The 20,329-nt window shown below is 73.2% G+C and carries 13 protein-coding genes and 2 pseudogenes; 7 read left to right on the plus strand and 8 right to left on the minus strand.

What is annotated here, in order from left to right; genetic code table 11:
* Nucleotides 1-322 precede the first annotated feature (322 nt).
* Nucleotides 323-3,697: a pyruvate carboxylase gene (locus AB0N63_RS20665; protein WP_365530447.1), complete on the plus strand. Its 3,375-nt coding sequence runs from the start codon at nt 323-325 to the stop codon at nt 3,695-3,697.
* Nucleotides 3,698-3,825: 128 nt separating this feature from the next.
* On the opposite strand, the gene AB0N63_RS20670 is transcribed toward AB0N63_RS20665, so the two are convergent.
* Nucleotides 3,826-4,413 (minus strand): TetR/AcrR family transcriptional regulator, encoded by a 588-nt coding sequence (locus tag AB0N63_RS20670; RefSeq protein WP_365530448.1) that lies wholly within the window; start codon nt 4,411-4,413, stop codon nt 3,826-3,828.
* Between the two features lie 82 nt (nt 4,414-4,495).
* Here AB0N63_RS20670 and AB0N63_RS20675 point away from each other — a divergent pair, with 82 nt between their 5' ends.
* Nucleotides 4,496-5,923: an FAD-dependent monooxygenase gene (locus tag AB0N63_RS20675; protein ID WP_365530509.1), complete on the plus strand. Its 1,428-nt coding sequence runs from the start codon at nt 4,496-4,498 to the stop codon at nt 5,921-5,923.
* Between the two features lie 61 nt (nt 5,924-5,984).
* Here AB0N63_RS20675 and AB0N63_RS20680 read toward each other — a convergent pair.
* Together AB0N63_RS20680 and AB0N63_RS20685 are read right to left on the minus strand one after the other, a co-directional pair.
* A pseudogene (locus tag AB0N63_RS20680) lies at nt 5,985-6,596 on the minus strand (amidohydrolase); the annotation flags it as partial.
* 126 nt (nt 6,597-6,722) lie between these two features.
* Nucleotides 6,723-8,180: an amino acid permease gene (locus AB0N63_RS20685; RefSeq protein ID WP_365530449.1), complete on the minus strand. Its 1,458-nt coding sequence runs from the start codon at nt 8,178-8,180 to the stop codon at nt 6,723-6,725.
* Between the two features lie 331 nt (nt 8,181-8,511).
* On the opposite strand from AB0N63_RS20685, the gene AB0N63_RS20690 reads away from it, so the two are divergent.
* Nucleotides 8,512-9,573, plus strand: coding sequence for an ABC transporter permease (locus tag AB0N63_RS20690; protein ID WP_365530450.1), 1,062 nt, complete (start codon nt 8,512-8,514; stop codon nt 9,571-9,573).
* A 210-nt stretch (nt 9,574-9,783) separates the two neighbouring features.
* Entirely contained in the window at nt 9,784-10,131 is a 348-nt protein-coding gene (locus tag AB0N63_RS20695; RefSeq protein WP_365530451.1) for a DUF1330 domain-containing protein, read from the plus strand.
* 46 nt (nt 10,132-10,177) lie between these two features.
* Here AB0N63_RS20695 and AB0N63_RS20700 read toward each other — a convergent pair whose 3' ends face one another.
* Entirely contained in the window at nt 10,178-11,869 is a 1,692-nt protein-coding gene (locus AB0N63_RS20700) for a DUF4157 domain-containing protein (protein WP_365530452.1), read from the minus strand.
* A 515-nt stretch (nt 11,870-12,384) separates the two neighbouring features.
* A pseudogene (locus AB0N63_RS20705) lies at nt 12,385-13,308 on the minus strand (LysR family transcriptional regulator); the annotation flags it as partial.
* A gap of 185 nt (nt 13,309-13,493) precedes the next feature.
* On the opposite strand from AB0N63_RS20705, the gene snpA reads away from it, so the two are divergent.
* On the plus strand, nt 13,494-14,189 hold the full coding sequence (gene snpA, locus AB0N63_RS20710) for a snapalysin (RefSeq protein ID WP_365530453.1): 696 nt from the start codon (nt 13,494-13,496) through the stop codon (nt 14,187-14,189).
* Nucleotides 14,190-14,385: 196 nt separating this feature from the next.
* Here snpA and AB0N63_RS20715 read toward each other — a convergent pair whose 3' ends face one another.
* Nucleotides 14,386-14,970 carry a TerD family protein gene (locus tag AB0N63_RS20715; protein ID WP_019983654.1) on the minus strand — a complete coding sequence of 195 codons (585 nt, stop codon included), beginning with the start codon at nt 14,968-14,970 and terminating at the stop codon, nt 14,386-14,388.
* A 190-nt stretch (nt 14,971-15,160) separates the two neighbouring features.
* On the opposite strand from AB0N63_RS20715, the gene AB0N63_RS20720 reads away from it, so the two are divergent.
* The gene (locus tag AB0N63_RS20720) at nt 15,161-15,844 is read left to right on the plus strand and encodes a class I SAM-dependent methyltransferase (protein WP_365530454.1); all 684 of its coding nucleotides are present in this window, start codon (nt 15,161-15,163) and stop codon (nt 15,842-15,844) included.
* 51 nt (nt 15,845-15,895) lie between these two features.
* Here the strand turns inward: AB0N63_RS20720 and AB0N63_RS20725 are convergent, their stop codons facing one another.
* Entirely contained in the window at nt 15,896-18,208 is a 2,313-nt protein-coding gene (locus tag AB0N63_RS20725) for a GH92 family glycosyl hydrolase (RefSeq protein ID WP_365530510.1), read from the minus strand.
* Between the two features lie 304 nt (nt 18,209-18,512).
* Here AB0N63_RS20725 and proP point away from each other — a divergent pair, with 304 nt between their 5' ends.
* Nucleotides 18,513-20,021 (plus strand): glycine betaine/L-proline transporter ProP, encoded by a 1,509-nt coding sequence (gene proP / locus AB0N63_RS20730; protein ID WP_365530455.1) that lies wholly within the window; start codon nt 18,513-18,515, stop codon nt 20,019-20,021.
* A gap of 64 nt (nt 20,022-20,085) precedes the next feature.
* Here the strand turns inward: proP and AB0N63_RS20735 are convergent, their stop codons facing one another.
* A complete protein-coding gene (locus AB0N63_RS20735; protein ID WP_019983658.1) occupies nt 20,086-20,259 on the minus strand; it encodes a hypothetical protein in 174 nt (57 codons plus the stop codon).
* Between the last annotated feature and the right edge of the window lie 70 nt (nt 20,260-20,329).

Genomic DNA, 20,329 nt, shown 5'->3' on the forward strand with positions numbered 1-20,329 from the left:
GTCCCCGCCCCGCTTCTCGCCAGTCCGTGTCCGTAGCGCGCGCCTCCTGGGCACACGCACTTCTGAGGACGGCGGAAACCCCCTCGGGGATCCCGCTGTTACCGATCACTGACAATTCCGCGGACGACCGGGCACCGAACGGCCGGCCACCGCCTGACACACCGTCGCGATCCGTGCCGTTCGCACCGGTTCGCACCGAGTACGGCCCCGGACGCACCACCGCACGGGGGAGACACCGGCGTGAGTGGCCCGGCTCACATGGCGTCACAGGAGTGTCGCCGACACCATGGTCCTCGTCACCGGCAGGCCGAAGGGATCCAGGATGTTCCGCAAGGTACTGGTCGCCAACCGCGGCGAGATCGCCATTCGCGCGTTCCGCGCCGGCTACGAGCTCGGAGCGCGCACCGTCGCCGTCTTCCCTCACGAGGACCGCAACTCGCTGCACCGGCTCAAGGCCGACGAGGCCTACGAGATCGGCGAGCCCGGCCACCCGGTGCGCGCCTACCTGTCGGTGGACGAGATCGTCCGCGCGGCCCGCCGGGCGGACGCGGACGCCGTCTACCCCGGCTACGGCTTCCTGTCGGAGAACCCCGAGCTGGCGCGCGCCTGCGCCGAGGCCGGCATCACCTTCGTCGGACCGGACGCCGACATCCTGGAGCTGACGGGCAACAAGGCCCGCGCGGTGGCGGCGGCCCGCGCGGCCGGGGTCCCGGTGCTGGGTTCCTCCGCGCCCTCCACCGACGTGGACGAACTGGTCCGCGCCGCCGACGACATCGGCTTCCCCGTCTTCGTCAAGGCCGTCGCCGGCGGCGGCGGGCGCGGCATGCGGCGGGTCGAGGACCCGGCCGCGCTGCGCGAGTCCATCGAGGCCGCCTCCCGCGAGGCGGCGTCCGCCTTCGGCGACCCGACCGTCTTCCTGGAGAAGGCCGTCGTCGAACCCCGCCACATCGAGGTGCAGATCCTCGCCGACGGCGAGGGCAACGTCATCCACCTCTTCGAGCGCGACTGCTCCGTGCAGCGCCGCCACCAGAAGGTCATCGAACTCGCCCCCGCCCCCAACCTCGACCCCGCACTGCGCGACCGCATCTGCGCCGACGCGGTCCGCTTCGCCCGCGAGATCGGCTACCGCAACGCCGGCACCGTGGAGTTCCTCCTCGACCGCGACGGCAACCACGTCTTCATCGAGATGAACCCGCGCATCCAGGTCGAGCACACCGTGACCGAGGAGGTCACCGACGTCGACCTGGTCCAGGCCCAGCTGCGCATCGCCGCCGGCGAGACCCTGGCCGACCTCGGACTCTCCCAGGACACCGTGCGGCTGCGCGGCGCCGCCCTGCAGTGCCGTATCACCACCGAGGACCCCGCCAACGGCTTCCGCCCGGACACCGGCCGGATCAGCGCCTACCGCTCACCGGGCGGTTCCGGCATCCGCCTGGACGGCGGAACCACCCACGCCGGCACCGAGATCAGCGCCCACTTCGACTCCATGCTGGTCAAACTGACCTGTCGCGGACGGGACTTCAAGGCCGCCATCGGCCGGGCCCGGCGCGCGGTCGCCGAGTTCCGCATCCGCGGCGTCGCCACCAACATCCCCTTCCTCCAAGCCGTCCTGGACGACCCCGACTTCCAGGCCGGGCGGGTCACCACCTCGTTCATCGAGCAGCGCCCGCACCTGCTGACCGCCCGCACCTCCGCCGACCGCGGCACCAAGCTGCTCACCTACCTCGCCGACGTCACCGTCAACAAGCCGCACGGCGAACGCCCCGAGACCGTCGACCCGGTCACCAAGCTGCCGCCGCTGCCCGCGGGCGAGGCGCCCGCCGGGTCCCGGCAGCGCCTGATCGAACTCGGCCCCGAGGGATTCGCCCGCGCGCTGCGCGACTCGCCCACCCTCGGCGTCACCGACACCACCTTCCGCGACGCCCACCAGTCCCTGCTCGCCACCCGGGTGCGCACCAAGGACCTCCTCGCCGCCGCCCCGGTCGTCGCCCGCACCCTGCCCGAACTGCTCTCCCTGGAGTGCTGGGGCGGCGCCACCTACGACGTCGCCCTGCGCTTCCTCGCCGAGGACCCCTGGGAGCGGCTGGCCGCGCTGCGCGAGGCGGTGCCCAACATCTGCCTCCAGATGCTGCTGCGCGGCCGCAACACCGTCGGCTACACGCCCTACCCGACCGAGGTCACCGACGCCTTCGTCCAGGAGGCCGCCGCCACCGGCATCGACGTCTTCCGCATCTTCGACGCGCTCAACGACGTGGGCCAGATGCGGCCCGCCATCGACGCCGTACGGGAGACCGGCGCCGCCGTCGCCGAAGTCGCCCTGTGCTACACCGCCGACCTGTCCGACCCCGCCGAGCGCCTCTACACCCTGGACTACTACCTGCGCCTGGCCGAGCAGATCGTCGAGGCCGGCGCACACGTGCTGGCCGTCAAGGACATGGCCGGGCTGCTGCGCGCGCCCGCCGCGGCCACGCTGGTCTCGGCGCTGCGCCGCGAGTTCGACCTCCCCGTCCATCTGCACACCCACGACACCGCGGGCGGCCAGCTCGCCACCTACCTCGCCGCGATCCAGGCCGGCGTCGACGCGGTGGACGGCGCGGTCGCCTCGATGGCCGGCACCACCTCGCAGCCCTCGCTGTCCGCGCTCGTCGCCGCCACCGACCACTCCGAACGGCCCACCGGCCTGGACCTGAAGGCGGTCGGCGACCTGGAGCCGTACTGGGAGGGCGTCCGCAAGATCTACGCTCCCTTCGAGGCGGGCCTCGCCTCCCCGACCGGCCGCGTCTACCACCACGAGATCCCCGGCGGCCAGCTGTCCAACCTGCGCACCCAGGCGGTCGCGCTCGGCCTCGGCGACCGCTTCGAGGAGATCGAGGCGATGTACGCCGCCGCCGACCGTATCCTCGGCCGCCTGGTCAAGGTCACCCCCTCCTCCAAGGTGGTGGGTGACCTGGCACTGCACCTGGTGGGCGCCGGGGTCGCCCCGGAGGACTTCGAGCGCTCACCCGACCGGTTCGACATCCCCGACTCCGTCATCGGGTTCCTGCGCGGCGAGCTGGGCACCCCGCCCGGCGGCTGGCCCGAGCCGTTCCGCACCAGGGCGCTCAAGGGCCGCGCACCGGCCAGGCCCGTGCGGGAGCTGACCGACGAGGACCGCGACGGCCTGGAGAAGACCCGCCGCGCCACGCTGAACCGGCTCCTCTTCCCCGGCCCCACGCGGGAGTTCGAGACCCACCGTCAGACCTACGGCGACACCGGCGTCCTGGACAGCAAGGACTTCTTCTACGGGCTGCGCCCCGCCAAGGAGTACGCCGTCGATCTGGAGCCGGGCGTCCGGCTGCTGATCGAGCTGCAGGCCGTGGGAGAGGCCGACGAGCGCGGCATGCGCACCGTGATGGCCACGCTCAACGGTCAGTTGCGGCCGATCCAGGTACGTGACAAGGCGGCCGCCTCCGACATCCCCGTGACGGAGAAGGCCGACCGGACGAACCCGGGTCATGTGGCGGCGCCGTTCGCCGGTGTGGTGACGCTCGCGGTCGCCGAGGGCGACGAGGTGACGGCGGGGGCGACGGTCGCCAGCATCGAGGCGATGAAGATGGAGGCGGCCATCACCGCCACCAAGGGCGGCCGGGTGGGCCGCCTCGCCATCAACCGCATCCAGCAGGTGGAGGGCGGCGACCTGCTGATCGAGATCGCCTGATCCGAACCCCTCCACGATCCGGCCCGGGGGCGCCGGCCACCGGAGACGGCGGTCGGCGCCCCTTCGCGCGCCTGCCGTCAGGGGGCCGAACGCGATCAGGGTCCGCCCGCCGTCAGGGTCCGCCGCCCTCAGGAGTCGCCGGCCGGGATGTCCCGGCCGTTCAGCGCCCGGTAGGCGAACCGGGTGACCACCTCGACGGCCTCCTCCTCGGGGACGTCCGGCCACAGCCGGCCGAGGCTGTCGAACATCGAGGCCAGCAGGGTCAGGGCGACGTCGGGGGAGGCCGGCAGGTCCGGGATGTGGCTCAGATGGCCGCGCAGATCCTCGAACTGGGCGCGCCGCCAGTGCCGCAGGGTGCGGGCGAAGTTCTCGTCGACCAGCGCCGCCTGCTGGAGCGCGAGCATGGTGGCCGCGTGCTCCCGGTACACCCGCGCGTAGCCGGCGACGTGGTCGCGGATCGCCTGCGGGTCGGTGAAGTCCGCCTTGTGCTCGGGGCGCGCCGCCTGGCGGTCGCCCGCCTCGGCCACCTCCGCGAGCAGCGCCTCCAGCAGTTCCTCCTTGCCCGCGAAGTGGGTGTAGAACGACCCCGCCGACCGGCCGGCCTCCGCCGTGATGTCGGTGATCTTGGTGTTCAGATACCCGCGTGCGGCGAACAGGCGCTTGGCCGCCGCCAGCAACGCGGCCCTGGTGTCGGCCGCCTGCGCCGCACGTCTCACATGATCCTCCTCGCCCTTCTTGACAGCGCACGCTAGCAGGCTCCACGATGAATCTAAATTCAGTGAATGGAGATTCAGTATGATGCGCGTGCTCGTCGCCGGCGCCGGACCCACCGGTCTCACCCTCGGCATCGACCTGGCCCGCCGGGGCGTCCGGGTGCGGATCGTCGACAAGGCGGAGCGGTTCTTCGGCGGCTCGCGCGGCGACGGGATCCAGCCGCGCACCCTGGAGGTCTTCGACGACCTCGGCGTCCTGGACGCCGTCCTGAAGGAGGGCGCGCCGCCCGCCCCGATCCGCGTCCACCTCGACGGCCGCCCGGCGGGCGTTCGCCGGATGTTCGAGCCGCGTGAACCCCGCCCGGACGTGCCGTACCCGAACGCCTGGGTGCTCGGCCAGTCCCAGCTCGAGGGCGTCCTGCGCGCCCGGCTGGCCGAGTTCGGCGTACAGGTCGAACTCGGCGTCGCGCTCGTCGGCCTGGAGCAGGACGACGAGCAGGTCACCGCCCGCCTGTCCACCGGCGAGAGCGCCCGCTTCGACTACCTGGTCGGTGCGGACGGCGGCGCGAGCCTCGTCCGCAAGGCGATCGGCGTGCCCTTCCCGGGCACCACCGACGAGACCTTCCGGGTCCTGGTCGGCGACGTGACCGCCCCCGGCCTCGACCCCGCCTTCGGCCACTGGTTCGCGGCCGCCGGCGACCCCATGTCCGGCATCGTCATGACCCCGCTGCCCGGCACCGGCATGTTCCAGTACGCCACCGTGCTCGGCGCGGGCGACGACGCCTCCCTGGCCACCATGCAGGCCGCCCTGGACCGGTTCTCCTCGGGTGTGCGCCTGACCGGGCACGGCTGGGCGACGGTGTGGCGGCCCAACGTACGGCTCGCCGAGCGCTACCGGGCCGGCCGGGTCTTCCTCGCCGGCGACGCCGCGCACGTCCACCCGCCCACCGGCGGCCAGGGCATGAACACCGGCGTCCAGGACGCCTACAACCTCGGCTGGCGGCTGGCCGCCGAGACCGGGCTCGACCGCTACGAGACCGAGCGGCGCGCCGTCGCCGCCCGCGTCCTCGGCGTCAGCACCGCACTGCTCGACCGCTACGCCGAGGGCCACGAGGACGCCTACCGGCGCGGTGAGGAGGGCTTCGGCCTCGACATCACCTACCGCGCCCCCGACGCCGCCGGCGCCCTCGTCACCGGCGACCGCGCGCCGGACGCCCCGCTGCGCGACGCGTCCGGCGCCGCCGTCCGCCTCTTCGACCTCTTCCGCGGACCGCACTTCACCCGCCTGGTCTTCGGCGCCGGCACACCCGACGCGGCCGCACCGGACACACGTGTCCCGGCCGCGTCCGGCGCGCCGCACACCTCTATCGTGCTGCGCCCCGGCGACAAGGCCCCGGCCGGCTCCGCCGACGGGGCCCGCGTCGTCGTGGACGCCGACGGGTACGCGTACGCCGCCTACGCCGCCGCCCCGGGCGACGTCTTCCTGGTCCGCCCCGACGGCTACCTGGCCTGACCGTCCCACCCGGCCGCCGGCCGGGACGGGTGCCTCCTCACCCGGCGGCCCGGACCCCCTGGGAGCCGTGGCCGCCTCGGCCGTACAGCACGACGCGCAGCGAGTCGGAGGCGGCGAACGCCGGTCCGGGGTGCAGTCCGAGACAGCCGGCCGGCAGCGGCGCCACATGCTGGCCGAGCACCGCCTCGGGCCGCCCGAACCGCTCGAACAGCCCGTCGTCGATCATCGCCCGGGCGCCCTGGCCCATCTCCTCGGCGGGCTGGAACACCAGCAGCAGGGTGCCCCGCCAGGAGGCGCGGTCCGCTGCGAGCGCGGCCGCCGCGCCGAGCAGACACGTGACGTGCATGTCGTGGCCGCAGGCGTGCATGAGGGGCACCGTGCGGCCCTCGCCGTCCGTGGTCCGCGCGGTGCTGGCGTAGGGCAGGGCGGTCTGCTCCTCCACCGGCAGGGCGTCCATGTCGGCGCGCAGCGCGACCGTGGGCCCGTCACCGTTGCGCAGCACCCCGACCACGCCCGTGCCGCCGATTCCCTCGGCCGTCTCGTACCCGGCGGCGCGCAGCCGCTCGGCCACGATCCGAGCGGTGCGGTGCTCGGCGAAGGCCAGCTCGGGATGGGCGTGCAGATCGCGGTAGAGGTCGGCGAGGTCGCCGTGCGCGGACGCAGTGCGGGGCATCGTGCCACCTTCCGGTGCTCGGGGCCGGCGGCGCCGTGCGGACGCGCCGCCAGGTGCCCGACATATCCAGTGGACGATCTTCCGGTCCGCCCCGGTTCCCGGCCGTCGGCCGAGCCCCGCGGCCGGTCAGCCGGTCGGGCGGTCGGTCGGGTGCGCGGCGCGCCGCCTGCGGCCCGCCAGCAGGGCGTGGACGACGACGCCGGCGAACAGGAACAGCACGCCCTGGTACACCGCCGCGTAACCGGCGCCGGCCACCAGCCACAGCGAGAACGCCGCCGCGACCGCGGCCACCGCCAGGTCCCGCGCCAGCCGCGCCGGGTTCACCAGCTCGCGCCGTCCGGAGACCAGGTGCATGAGCTGCGCCGCGGAGGCCAGCAGATACGGCACGGTCGCCGTGAACGTGGTCACCAGCACCAGGACCTGGAAGACCCGCGCCGAGCCCGACGTGTAGTTGTAGACGGTGAGCAGCGAGGCCAGCACCACGGTCACGCCCACGCCGACCGTCGGCACGCCCCGCCGCCGGCGCGCGAACACGGCAGGGAACAGCCCGTCCCGGGCCGCGGCGTACGGGGTCTGCGCGCTCAGCAGCGTCCAGCCGTTGAGGCAGCCGGTCATCGACACCAGCGCGGCCGCCGCGACGGCCCAGCCGCCCCAGCTGCCGCCGAACATCGCGTTGACCGCGTCCGAGAAGGGCGCGGCGGAGGTCACCAGGCGGTCGTGGGCGACCGTGCCGAAGACGGAGAGCGTGCCCAGCAGATAGACCAGGGCCGCGCCCGCGGTGCCGATCACGGTGGCGCGCCCCACGTTGCGCCGGGGGTTCTCGACCTCGCCCGCGCTCACGGCGGCCGACTCGACCCCGAGGTAGGAGAACAGCAGCAGCGCGGCGGAGGCGGAGACGGCGCCGACCGGGCTCTGCCCGCTCGCGTTGAACGGCCCGAGGTTGTGCGGATCGAGGAAGAACAGCCCGCCCACCGCGACCAGCAGCAGCGGCACGAACTTCAGCACCGTGGAGACCAGCTGCACGGCGCCCACATAGCGGGTGCCGGCGAAGTTGGCGAGCGCGGGCAGCCACTGGATCACCAGGGCGGCCAGACACGCGGACCAGCGGTGGCCGCCGACCGGGAGCAGCACGTCGAGGTAGCCGACGGCGGCGACGGCGAGCGCGGCGTTCGACACCCAGGTGGTGATCCAGTACGCCCACGCGGCGAGGAAGCCGGCGAAGTCGCCGAAGGCCTCGCGGGCGTAGACGTAGGGTCCGCCGGTGCGCGGGTCGCGCTGCGCGAGCCGGCCGAAGACCAGGGCGAGCGCGATGGCGCCGGCGGTCAGGACGCCGAAGGCGACCAGACTGACCGTGCCGTACGGGGCGACGGAGGCGGGCAGCAGGAAGATGCCGCCGCCGATGATGTTGCCCATGACCAGGGCGGTGGCGACGGGCAGCCCGAACCGGCGGGCGTGCCGGCCGGCGGCGGGGGAGTCCTGGCCCGGGGTGCCGGGGGAGTCCTGGCCGCGGGGGCCGGGGGCGGGGGCCGCAGAGGGGTCCTGCGGGGCCGGAGCCTGCTGCGCGGCGGTCCCGGTGACGTGCATGGGGTGGTGCGCCTCTCATCGAACTGGTGTCCAGGGTCGCCGGACGGACCCATGGTCCGGCATCTGCCGCAGTGGTGCCAAACCGGACATTTTTGTCCCGTGCGGCCTGGTGCGCCACCGGAAGAAGTGCGCCGCCGTGCTCGCGAGGCCGGGAATCCTTCGGGCGGGGAAGCCGCCTGCCGGAGTGGGGGCCGTCGGTGTCCGGATCGGGGAGCCGTCGGCGTCCGGGCGTGCTCGACGGCTTCCGGTGGAGCGGGAGCGTCCCTCTTCGGGTGCGGCGGCAGCGTCCCCGGCAGGTGGAGTGCGGGCGCAATGATCTAGCGTGGGCGCTATGTCAGAGTTGCCGCACGGAGAACACGGCCGGCCGCCCACCCTCGCCCAGCGGTGGGCCGCCTTCCGCGCCTCGCCCTTCCTGCCCGCGACCGTCCTGACGCTCATCCTGGCCGCCGCGGCCGGCCTCTTCGCCGGCTCCTACACCTACGCCATGGCCAACCCCACCCCGCACACCATCCCCACGGCCGTCGTCGGCCCCTACGAGCAGCCGCAGGGGCGGCGCTTCGTCGCCGGCATGGAGAAGGCGCTGGCCGCCTCCCTGCAACTGCACGCCTACGACGACCGGGCCGCGGCCGAGACGGACGTGGACGACCAGCGGGTGTTCGCCGTGCTGGAGATCCCCACGGCCGGCGACACCGTCGTCCTCGACGTCTCCGGGGCCTCGGGGGCCACGGTCGCCCAGGTGCTGGAGGAGGCGGCGCAGCGGGTCGGCAAGGCCACCGGCACACCCGTCACGATCCGCGACCTCAAACCGCTCCAGAAGGGCGACCCGCGCGGCCTGGCGATCTTCTACATCTCGCTCGCCGCCGTGATCATCGGCTTCGTCGGCGCGATCCAGCTCAGCGTGCACGCCCGCGCGCTCAACCCCTTCGAGCGCATCCTCTTCACGGCGGCCTACGCCCTGCTCGGCGGGTTCGTGATCGCCGCGGTGGTGGACTGGCTGCTGGGCGCGCTGAAACTGCCGTTCGTCGAGTCGTGGCTGATCCTCGCGCTGACGATGTTCGCCTCCGGCATGGTCTTCACCATGTTCAACACCCTCTTCGGCCGGTGGGCCATGCTGCCGACCTGGGGACTGATGGTGCTGCTCGGCAACCCCTCCTCGGGCGGCGCGGTGTCCTGGCCGCTGCTGCCCTCCCCGCTCGGCGTCATCGGCCAGTGGCTGCCGCCGGGCGCATCGGTGAACGCGCAGCACACCGCCGTGTACTTCACCGGCCACCAGCACGCCTTCCCCTTCCTGGTGCTGGCGGCCTGGGCCGTCGTCTCCTGCGCGGTCTTCTGGCTCTGGCGCCACCGCCATCCCGGCGGCCGCGCCGTCACCCCCGCCCACGCCGCACCCTGAACCCGCGCTCACCAGGGAGCACCCGCGCCCCCGCCCGGGAGGCGCCCCCACCCTCGCCCGGGAGACCCGGCGCCTTTACCCGAGAGGTCATCGCCCCGGTCCCCGGCGCGTGCGAGGCTCGTCGTCGTACGGAGCGACGGCCGGGACCGGCCGTACGAACCCGGCCGCGACAGACCGCGGCCGCACCGAGCCGACCGACCGGAGGACGCCATGACCGCCTACGCCATCGCCCACCTGCGCGAGGCCGCCCCGCACCCGGAGATCGCCGAGTACATCGAGCGGATCACCGGCACCTTCGAGCCGTACGGCGGCCGCTTCCTCGTGCACGGCGCACAGCACGAGGTGACGGAGGGCGCCTGGCCCGGCCACATCGTCGTCATCGCCTTCCCCGGCATGACCGAGGCGCGGACCTGGTGGGACTCGCCCGCCTACCGGGAGATCGCGCCGCTGCGCTCCCGCCACATCGAGGGCGACATCATCCTGGTGCCCGGCGTCCCCGAGGGCTACGACCCGGCGTCCACCGCCAAGGAGCTGCGGAAGGCGCTGTCCGCCGGATGAGCGCCGCCCGCGGTCACCGGGCGCGCCCCCCGGGGGCCGGCGGCGGTCACTGGTGGACGCGGCCCGTCCGGGGAGCGCCCACGTACTTCTCCTCCGCCCGCCGCCTCGCCTCCTCGGCGGACAGCCCCTGCTCCGTGAGTTCCCTCTGCAGGGCCTCCTTCAGCGGCTTGCTGCCCTGGGCCGCGGCGTTCACGGACCAGGGCGTGCGGCAGGCGTAGATCAGCAGCGCACCGTACTTCCGCAACGCCGGCGCGTTCTCGATGATGACAGGCAGCGGCGGCGTGTCGGCCTTGCGCGCCTCGGCGAACTCGTCGGCGACCGTGTCCGACCACTGGAAGTCCAGCAGCACCGCCACGTCGCAGTGCTCCACCAGCCCGGTCACCCGGTCGATCTCCAGCGTGAGTTCGCTGGCGTGGTGCGGCTGCACGTACTGGCCGGGCGCGCTGCCGGTGGGCTCCACCCCGGCGTTCGCGAACGCGCCCGGCAGCGACGCGAAGACATCCGCGCCGGCCCCGATGCGGTTCAGGCTCTGCTCCTCCTCGACGGCGAAGGCGTACTGGCGCTCGGTGTCGATGGCGATGCGTTGCTTGTCCTCGTACCCGTGGGAGAACCACGACAGCATGTGGGAGTGCTCGGGGCCGGAGGGGCTCTTGAGCATCGCGACGGTTCCCCGGCCGAGCCCCTGGATGTCGAAGGTGACCGTCTCCAGCCGGGGCATCCGCGCCTGCCGCTCCCGCCAGAGCTGATCGGCGCCCGCGACCATGGCCCGGGCCCGCTCCTCGTACTGCTCCATGGTCTCCGGGACCGCGTCCTGCTGCGCGGACGAGGCGCCGGCCCCCAGCTCCGCGTCCATCGCCGCCCGGGTCACCCCCATGTCGGCCAGCTGTTTCAGGGCCGCCGCAGGCGCCAGCTTCTTCACCCGCACCTCGTGGCCGCCGTTGAGTTGGACGAGCTGGTCCCACACCCAGTTGCGCTGGTCCGTGGTCAGGGCCGGGCCATCGCCGGCCCACTGCTTGAAGAAGTCACGCGAGGCCTTCGTCACCCGCTGGACGGCGCCGCCCGAGGTCGGAGCAGGTGAGCGGCCGGCCTCTCCGGGCGTGGCCCGCTGGACGTCCGTCGCCCCCCGCCCCAGCCTGGCCGCCGTGCTCTCCGCGTCGCGCTCCAGGGCGTCGGCGGGGTGACTGACGCCCGAGGGCACGCCTCCGACGCGCTGCTGGCGCACGTGCTGCAACTCGTGGCGCAGGGTGTGGTCGTCCATGTCGGCCGGGCTGCGGAAGACGATGCGGTTGGTCTTCGTGGTGTACGCCTTGGCCCCGAGCGCGTCCGCGGAGTCCCGGTCGACGTGGACGCGGACGTCGCTGAAGTCCTCGCCGCCGAAGTCGCTCTCCATCCGGCGCTGGACGTCCGTCCGCATCGGGCTGCCCGAACCCCGCGTCACCGCCTCCACCCGGTCCATGGCGTCGAACTGCGGGGCCTCGTCGTCGGCGCTGCGCTGCACGGCGGCGCCGTGGCCGCAGTCCGCGCTGTGCTGATGGCGTTCCTCCGCGACCATCCGGGCCACCGCGGCGTTGCCGGCCGTCCGCTGGAGGGACTGCGCGGCCGCGGCGGACATCCGTCCCGTGCGCCCCGCGGCGGCCGTCCCGGGGCCGAAGGCGGCGGCCGGGGCCTGGTCCGCCCGTCGAAGAAGCGCCCGCTGCCGCTCGGACTCCGCGAGGCGTCGCTGCCTGTCGGCACGCATGTCCGCTTCCTCTCGTGTGGGCACGCACAGGTCAGGTTCCCATGCTGCCGGGCCGGTGGCTCGTGAGGAAGGGCGAAGGGGGCAGTTCGGGGGGAACATCGGTCTGCCCCGGGGCACCGGCCGCGGTCGACCGGTGGGGCGGGTGCGGTGGGCGAGGAAGCCGGGCCGTGACGTGCGCGGAGAGCCTCCGGGCCGTCGTCGCCAACGCCGCTCACGGCGCCGGAACGCGGTGAGCGCCGTCACCGCATCCGGCCGCCGGGCGCGAGCAGGCCGGTGGCTCCGGAACCGGCGGCCCCGTCCCGGCCGGCGAGGCCTCCGGCCGCGCCCGACACCCGGGACCCACCCGGGACCCGTGCGGCCCCGCCCGAAGCCCTGGCGGCCCCGCTCGCGGCGGACACGCGGGCCGCCTCGGCCGCGCCCCGAGCCCCCCCGACCGCGCCCCGGGCCGTCCCGGCCGCTTGCGCCGCCCAGGCGGCCCCGCACAGCTCCGCGGCCCAGACCGCACCGCCCGCGGCGGCCCGCTCCAGCCACTCCCGGTACACCGGCGACTCCCGCGCCACCTCGCGATAGGCGTCCGCCAGCTCGGCGAAGACACCGTCGATCTCGGCCTCCGTGCGGGCCGCGAGCATCAGCCGCACTCCGATCGGGTCGCCCCGCAGCGGCCGCAGGGCGAGGTCGGAGCGCGGGTGCGCGGTGGGCTGGCTCACCGTGACCACCTCACCGGTCGCGGCGAGCGAGTACGCCGTGAGGTAGTCGCCGTGCAGGATGTCGGGCTCCTGCCCCGCCGCCCGCAACACCCGGCACAGCGCGTTCCATTCGCCGTCCACGGTGGAGTCGACCATCCACCGGTCCTCGGCGAGATCGGCCAGCGCCACCTCGCGCCGCGCCGCCGCCGGATGGTCCGCGCCCAGCGTCACGAACTGCGGCTCGCGTTCGACCAGTACCCGCAGGCACAGTTGCGGCGGCACCCGCAGCGGACTGCCCTCGACCTCGTGCACGAAGGCCATGTCGAGCCGTCCCGAAGCCACCATGCGCAGCAGGGAGTTCGCGGACACGTCCATCTGGAGCGTCGGTTCGGTCCGCGGCGCCCGGCCCCGCAGCCGGCGCAGCCAGCCCGGGATGGCCCGGCTCGCGGTCGCGCCGATGCGCAGCCGCCGCCCACCGGCGGCCCGCGCGGCCGCCGCCCTCGTCTCGGTGACGAGCGCCGCCAGTTCGGCGACCAACGGGCGTGCGCGGCTGAGCACTTCGTGCCCCAGCGGGGTGGCCCGGCATCCGGTGCGCGCCCGCACGAACAGCTGCCCGCCCAGCGTCTGCTCGATACGCCGCAACTGCGTGCTCAACGAGGGCTGGGCCATGCCGAGTTCACGAGCGGCTCGGTGCAGGCTGCCGGAGTCCGCGATGGCGCAGAGGACGCGCAGATGTCTGACCTCGAGCTCCATGGGCGCAGCGTAGGGCGGCGCCGGGAGAGCCCGCCAGATGTTCAAATCCCAACGGAAGTGCACGAGTCGGCCCCCGATAGCTCCGCGCTATCGCCAGTTGCCATCATCCGCGGGGACGTTGGTCTGCCCGAGACTCCTACGCAACCGATCGTTCACACCCCACAGGAACGAGTAGGAGCCCCCACATGTCTCACACCCGCAGCGACTCCCCGAAGACCGGCCGCAGACTCGTCGCCCTCGCGCTCGGCCTCGGTCTGGCCTCCGCCGCGCTCGGCACCGCGGTCCCCGCCACCGCCCAGCCGGCCGCCGCTCCCTCCACCACCGCCGTCGCCGGCTACTCCCCCTACGCGGGCTCGGCCCAGGAGAGCGCCGCCAACAAGGCGTTCTTCGACGCCGTGGTGCAGTCGGTCGCCAAGCGGCAGGCCGCCCAGCCGAGCCTGAAGTCGGTGACCGTCTACTACAACGCCTCCCAGGCGCCGAGCTTCCGCTCGCAGATATCGAGCGCCGCCTCCATCTGGAACAGTTCGGTCTCCAACGTCAAGCTCCAGGCCACCTCGGGCAGCGCGGACTTCGCCTACTACGAGGGCAACGACTCGCGGGGCTCCTACGCCTCCACCAACGGCCACGGCAGCGGCTACATCTTCCTGGACTACGCGCAGAACCAGCAGTACGACTCGATCCGCGTCGCCGCGCACGAGACCGGCCATGTGCTGGGTCTGCCGGACCACTACAGCGGCCCGTGCAGCGAGCTGATGTCGGGCGGCGGCCCCGGCCCGTCCTGCACCAACCGCTACCCGAACGCCACCGAGCGCTCCCGCGTCAACCAGCTGTGGGCCAACGGCCTGGCCCAGGCCGTGGCCAAGCTCGCCCAGGCGCGCTGACCTTCCGCGCCGGCCCCCGCACCGGCGCCCAGCAGCGGACCGGGGCCCCGCCCCGGTCCGCACCCCTGTTCCCGGTCCTTCCCGGCCGATCCCCCCACCGGCCGGGCGCTGCCCCACCCCGTGCGGCGGCGCCCCCACCGCAACGCGGCCGGGAAGGACCGTCACCACGCCCGCCCCCGCGGGCGGGCGCCGCCGGTCACTTGCTGACGGCGAAACGCATCAGGGCGTGCTCGTCGCCCTGCTTGATCTTCCCGGTCACGTTGATCACTTCCAGCTTCCAGGCTCCGCCGACCCGTACGGCCTTGGCCACCGCACAGCCGTTGTCCTGGGTGAGCAGGCTCGGCCAGATGTCGGCGACCTGCTGGGAACTGCCGCCGGTCGCGTCGTACACCTTGAAGCTGATGTTGCGCGCCTTCTGGAAGGAACTGCCCTTCTTGAACGCGGCCGCGACGAACACGATCGAGGTGATGTTCGGCGGTATCCGGGCGAACTCGACGGTCACGGTCTCGTCGTCGCCGTCCCCGCGGCCGGTCTGGTTGTCGCCGCTGTGGACCAGGGAGCCGTTGCCCATCGGGTCCAGGGAGTCAAGGCCCGCCAGGCGGACCGGGTCCGAGCCCTGCATGGCGATGGCGATGAGGTCCAGATCGGTGCCCGTCTTGCGGCGGAGCATCCCGATGACCCCGCCGCTGGACCCCGCGGTCGGGTCCCAGGACACCCCGATGGACAGATGGGTGACACCGTCCAGGTCGGCCGGGCCGTCTTCCTTCGTCAGCGTAATCATGCGTGGATCATCCTCCGTGGTGGGATCGCGTCACCGCAAAGTCTGCACGGAAGGCGCGCCCCCGCCCACAAGTGGTCCGCGGTTGACCGTTTCCTCCGCAAACGCCGCGGCGTTCCACGGCCTCCCCTGACCCCGGCCCGCCCGGTAGGGTCGGTCGCGCATCGGCGACGAGGCGAGGGGGAGACACCCGATGAGCAGCAACGTCTTCGGCAAGCGCGACGACGGCGGGCCGCCGCGCGACCGCACGGGCCAGGCCGAGGCCTTCGACGCCATCGGCGAGCGCTACGACGAGGCCTTCCCGCACAAGGAGGGGCAGATCTCGGCCACCGAGTGGCTCGTGGCGTCCCTGCCCGCCGGGTCCCGGGTGCTGGACCTCGGCTGCGGCACGGGAGTGCCGACCGCCCGCCGGCTGGCGCAGGCCGGGTTCGAGGTGGTCGGCGTGGACCTGTCGGCCGGGATGGTGGCACGGGCCCGCGCCCAGGTGCCCGGCGCGCGGTTCCACCAGGCCGACATCGCCGACCTCGGTCCCGGCGGCCCCTGCGACCTGGGCCGCTTCGACGCGGTCGCTGCCTTCTTCTCCCTGCTGATGCTGCCCCGCGCCGAGATCCCCGCCGCGCTCCGAACGGTCCGCCGACTCCTGCGTACCGGCGGGCTGTTCACGCTGTCGATGGTGGAGGCCGACGTGGACGACGTCGCGATCCCCTTCCTCGGCCGGCGCATCCGCGTCTCCGGCTACCCGCGCGCCGCCCTGCGCCAGGTGGTCGAGGAGGCCGGTTTCGACGTCGTCGAGGAGACCTCCCACGGGTACGCCCCGGGCGGCGCGGACGTACCGCCCGAGGAGCACCTGTTCCTGCGCTGCCGCCGCGGAGACTGAACGGGCCCCGGCCCGTGACCGGTCGCGGTCACGGGCCGGGGGAGGGGGCGGTCAGTGCAGCGCGGGCGGGGCGGCCTGCGGTCCCGTCGCCCATGCCGACGGCTGTGGGCCGACGGTGTAGTCGAGGGTCCGCAGCGAGCGCAGCGCGCCGGTGGTGAGGTAGGTCCGGTCATAGCGCGAGCCGTCGGCGCGCAGCCCCTGCACGTACCGGTCGGCGTCCGACGTCCCGGGCGCCGTGATCGTCAGCCGTCCGTGCGGGTAGTAGCGGCGGTCCAGGGACAGGTCGACCCGGTCGAACACGGGGGTGGACAGACCCCAGGTGTCGTATCCGGGCTGCACCGGGAACAGCCCGATGGACGACAGGACCACCCAGGCGGACATGGTGCCGAGGTCGTCGTTGCCGGTCATGCCCGTCGGGGTGTCGGTGAACAGGGTCAGCGCGGCGTGCACCACGTCCGTGGTCTTCCACGGCTGCCCGGTCGACAGATACGTGTACGGGGCGACGAGGTCGGGCTCGTTCTGCGGGTTGTACTTGTCGGCGTTGTAGTAGTCGTACGGCCCGTTGACCCACACCTCGCGGGCCGTCTTCGCCGGGTCCGCCAGCAACCGGTCGTAGGCGAAGAAGGAGTCGAGCCGGTCGTTCGCCGCCCGCGTGCCCCCGATGAGGCCGACCACCCCCGGCAGGTCCTGCGGCACCAGCCACTGGTACTGCCAGGACGTCCCCTCGTGGAAGCCCTCGCTCTGCGCGGGGTCGGCCGGCCCGGTGAAGGCGCCGGAGGCGTCACGCGCCCGGAAGAAGCCGGTCGACGCGTCGAAGACCGTGCGGTAGTTCAGCGACCGGGCGGCGTAGCGCTCGGCGTCCTGCCGGTGGCCGAGATCGCGGGCCATCTGCGCGAGCATCGCGTCCGACAGGGCGTACTCCAGCGTGGCCGAGGCGCCGTGGTCGTAGTCCGAGTCACCGGGCTTGGCGTGCGGGCGGTCCTTCAGGTACGGGACGAACCCGTTCGCCAGATACTCCTTGTTGCCCTCGCGGCCCACCGCCGGCGAGGTGGCCGGCGGCACCCCGTCGGCGTTCTTCTTCAGCACCCGGTACGCCCGCTCCTCGTACCCCTTGAGCAGGCCCTGCTGGTAGGCGTTGGTGAGGAACGGCGTCACCGGGTCCCCGGTCATGATGTTCGTCTCGACGGTGCCGTAGCCCCACTTGGGCAGCCAGCCGCTCTCCTCGGCGATCCGGATCACCGAGACCGCCATGTCCCTGGCCTCGCGCGGTGCGAGCAGCGACAGCAGCTGCGACTGGGTGCGGTAGGTGTCCCACAGCGACCAGTTCTGGTAGTACGTGTACCCGTCGGCGCGGTGTACGCGCTGGTCCCAGCCGGTGTAGCGGCCGTCGGCGTCGCTGCCGACGTTGGGCGCCAGGAACGACCGGTACAGCGCCGAGTAGAAGGTGCGCCGCGAGGTCTCACCGCCCCCGGACACCCGCACGTCCTCCAGCCGCTTCTCCCACGCGCGCTGCGCGGCGGAGCGCACGGCGTCGAACGAACGGCCGCCCTCCGCCCGCAGGTTGCCCGCCGCGCCGGCCGCGTCCACGTACGACAGCGCGGTGGTCGCCTCGACGGTACGGTCCTTCCGCGTGTCGAACCGGACGTAGGCGCCGCCGCTGCCGGTCGCCGAGCCCGGCGTCACCGCTGAGCCGTCCCAGGTGCCGTAGGAGGTGAAGGGACGGTCGAAACGGGTGACCGTGTAGACCGTGTACGGAAGCGTGTCCTGGCAGAAGCCGCGGCCGGTGATCGCCGTGCGCACGGTGCGGTTGTCGAGGACCTCCACCTTGGTGGAGACCGTCTGGTGCAGGGCCTGCCCGGCGTCGAGCAGGACGTTGGCCTTGTCGGTGGCGGGGAAGGTGTAGCGCTGCACGCCGGTGCGGGTGGTCGCGGTCAGCTCCGCCTCGATGCCGGAGGCCAGGCCGACCCGGTAGTAGCCGGGGCTCGCCGACTCGTCCTCGTGGGAGAAACCGGCCGCGTACTTCGCGTAGTCGGTCTGCGTCACCTCACCGGTGGTCGGCAGCACCGGCAGGTCGCCGCCGAGCCCGCAGCCGACACCCGAGAGATGGACGAGGGAGAAGCCGCGGATGTGGTCCTGGGAGTAGTCGTAGCCGGTGTTGTGACCGGTGTCCGGAGACAACTGCACCATGCCGAACGGCACGGCGGCCCCCGGATAGGTGTTGCCTTCGTTCTGGGTGCCGATGAACGGGTTGACCAGGTCGGTGAGCGGCCCGCCGCGCTGCTCGGCGGCCTGTGCGGCGACGGGTGCGGTCAGCAGCGCGGACGCCGCCACCGCCCCCGCCACGCACAGGCGCAGACCGCGCAGCCGGCCGGCACGGGTGTTTGTGAGGGATCCGGCGCGCACAGGACCTCCTGTCTCGGACAACGTTGTCAAGGAGTGAGTCAGGGGCATGACAGCACGGCGGGGACGGGCAGGGCAAGGGTCGTGACACAGCCGACAGCGGCCGGACCCGCGCCGGCCGGGGGAGTGCCGGTCACCACAATTCCGCCCGTCACACCCGCAACCGGACGTGACGGATCTCGCTCTCGCCCGTCGGTCCGTTTGCCGCTGCCACCAGTGAGCAGGCGGTGGTCTGAGCACGACCGCGCGCAGGCAGAGAGGAACCAGCATGGCGGACAACGAAGACGGTCTCCAGGACATCGACGCCGACCCGGCGGCCCTCAAACGCCACCGCACGCTGTTCCGGGCCGTCCAGCGGCGCAGAAACCCACCGTTGCGGCGCACCGACATCACGGTCACCGACGAGGCCGCCGTGAAACGGGCGGTCAAGGCCGCCTCGCTCGGCAACGCCATGGAGTGGTTCGACTTCGGCATCTACAGCTATCTCGCGGTCACCATCGGCCATGTGTTCTTCCCGTCCGGGAACGACACCGTCCAGCTGCTGTCGTCGTTCGCGACCTTCGCCGTGTCCTTCCTGGTGCGCCCGCTCGGCGGCATGGTGTTCGGCCCGATGGGCGACAAGATCGGCCGCAAGAAGGTCCTCGCCCTGACTATGATCATGATGGCGGTCGGCACCTTCGCCATCGGCCTGATCCCGCCCTACGCCCTCATCGGCTTCTGGGCGCCCGTGCTGCTGATCCTGTTCCGGCTGGTCCAGGGCTTCTCCACGGGCGGCGAGTACGGCGGCGCCTCCACGTTCATCGCCGAGTACGCTCCTGACCGCCGGCGCGGCTTCTTCGGGAGCTTCCTGGAACTGGGCACGCTGGCCGGCTACGTCGGCGCGGCCGGCCTGGTGACGATCCTGACCTCGCTGCTCGGCAGCGACGGGATGGAGTCCTGGGGCTGGCGGGTGCCGTTCCTGGTGGCCGGGCCCATCGGCCTGATCGGCCTGTACCTGCGGCTGAAGCTGGACGAGACCCCGGCCTTCCGGAAACTGGAGGACGCCTCCCTGCACCGGGCCTCGGAGGCCGCTTCCGCCGTCGAGACCAGCGCCAAGGGCGATCTGGCGAAGATCTTCCGCGACCACTGGCGGACCCTCGTCCTGTGCATCTGCCTGGTCGGCGGCTACAACGTCACCGACTACATGCTCCTGTCGTACATGCCGACCTATCTGTCGGACGAGATGGGCTACTCCGAGACCCACGGCCTGCTCATCCTCATCGCCACCATGATGGTGCTGATGCTGCTGGTCAGCCAGGTGGGCCGGCTTTCGGACCGGGTCGGCCGCAAGCCGGTCCTCATGGCCGGCATGCTCGGTTTCTTCGTGCTGTCGGTGCCGGCCTTCCTGCTGGTCCAGCGGGGCGGTCTGGCAGCGGTGTCCGCCGGGATGCTGATGCTCGGCCTCTCCCTGGTGTGCCTGCTCGGGACCATGTCCGCCGCACTGCCGGCCCTCTTCCCGACCCAGGTGCGCTACGGCTCCCTGTCCATCGGCTACAACGTCTCCACGTCCGTCTTCGGCGGCACCACACCGCTGGTGATCACCGCCCTGATCTCCGCCACCGGCAGTGAGCTGATGCCCGCCTACTACGCGATGGCGGCGGCCCTGGTCGGGGCGATCGCGGTGGCCTGCATGAAGGAGACGGCGCGCCGCCCGCTGGCGGGCTCCCCGCCGTCGGTGGCGACGCCCGAGGAGGCCGCGCGACTGGTGGAGAGCCAGGCGGCGACCCCCAGGTTCTGACCCGCCCGGGCCCTGACGCGAAGGGAAGCCCGCCGGATCACCGGCGGGCTCCGCCATGCCGCGCTCAGCGCGCCGGCCGCCTGCCGCGCCGGCCGCCGAGCCTGAGGCCCAGCAGCAGCACATCGGCGACGAACACCACGATGCCGATGATCAGCAGGTACATCAGACCGGAAGCGGCGACGCCGATCACTCCGAGGACGACGGCCACCAGGACGAGGAACAGGAAGAGGGCCAGCATTTTCCGATCGCTTTCTCGGGCCGCCGGCGAAGCGCTGCCGGGACGGTGATGGTCAGGGACTCGGGGGCCC

The sequence above is a fragment of the Streptomyces sp. NPDC093260 genome (genome assembly GCF_040683715.1).
Taxonomy (GTDB): Bacteria; Actinomycetota; Actinomycetes; order Streptomycetales; family Streptomycetaceae; genus Streptomyces; species Streptomyces sennicomposti.

Excerpts from the sequence above, each read along its gene's own strand:
- AB0N63_RS20700 (WP_365530452.1), bottom strand. The coding sequence starts at position 11,869 with ATGCGTGCCGACAGGCAGCGACGCCTCGCGGAGTCCGAGCGGCAGCGG.
- AB0N63_RS20685 (WP_365530449.1), bottom strand. The coding sequence starts at position 8,180 with ATGCACGTCACCGGGACCGCCGCGCAGCAGGCTCCGGCCCCGCAGGAC.
- snpA (WP_365530453.1), top strand. The coding sequence starts at position 13,494 with ATGTCTCACACCCGCAGCGACTCCCCGAAGACCGGCCGCAGACTCGTC.
- AB0N63_RS20690 (WP_365530450.1), top strand. The coding sequence starts at position 8,512 with ATGTCAGAGTTGCCGCACGGAGAACACGGCCGGCCGCCCACCCTCGCC.
- AB0N63_RS20720 (WP_365530454.1), top strand. The coding sequence starts at position 15,161 with ATGAGCAGCAACGTCTTCGGCAAGCGCGACGACGGCGGGCCGCCGCGC.
- AB0N63_RS20735 (WP_019983658.1), bottom strand. The coding sequence starts at position 20,259 with ATGCTGGCCCTCTTCCTGTTCCTCGTCCTGGTGGCCGTCGTCCTCGGA.
- AB0N63_RS20665 (WP_365530447.1), top strand. The coding sequence starts at position 323 with ATGTTCCGCAAGGTACTGGTCGCCAACCGCGGCGAGATCGCCATTCGC.
- AB0N63_RS20715 (WP_019983654.1), bottom strand. The coding sequence starts at position 14,970 with ATGATTACGCTGACGAAGGAAGACGGCCCGGCCGACCTGGACGGTGTC.
- AB0N63_RS20695 (WP_365530451.1), top strand. The coding sequence starts at position 9,784 with ATGACCGCCTACGCCATCGCCCACCTGCGCGAGGCCGCCCCGCACCCG.
- AB0N63_RS20675 (WP_365530509.1), top strand. The coding sequence starts at position 4,496 with ATGCGCGTGCTCGTCGCCGGCGCCGGACCCACCGGTCTCACCCTCGGC.
- proP (WP_365530455.1), top strand. The coding sequence starts at position 18,513 with ATGGCGGACAACGAAGACGGTCTCCAGGACATCGACGCCGACCCGGCG.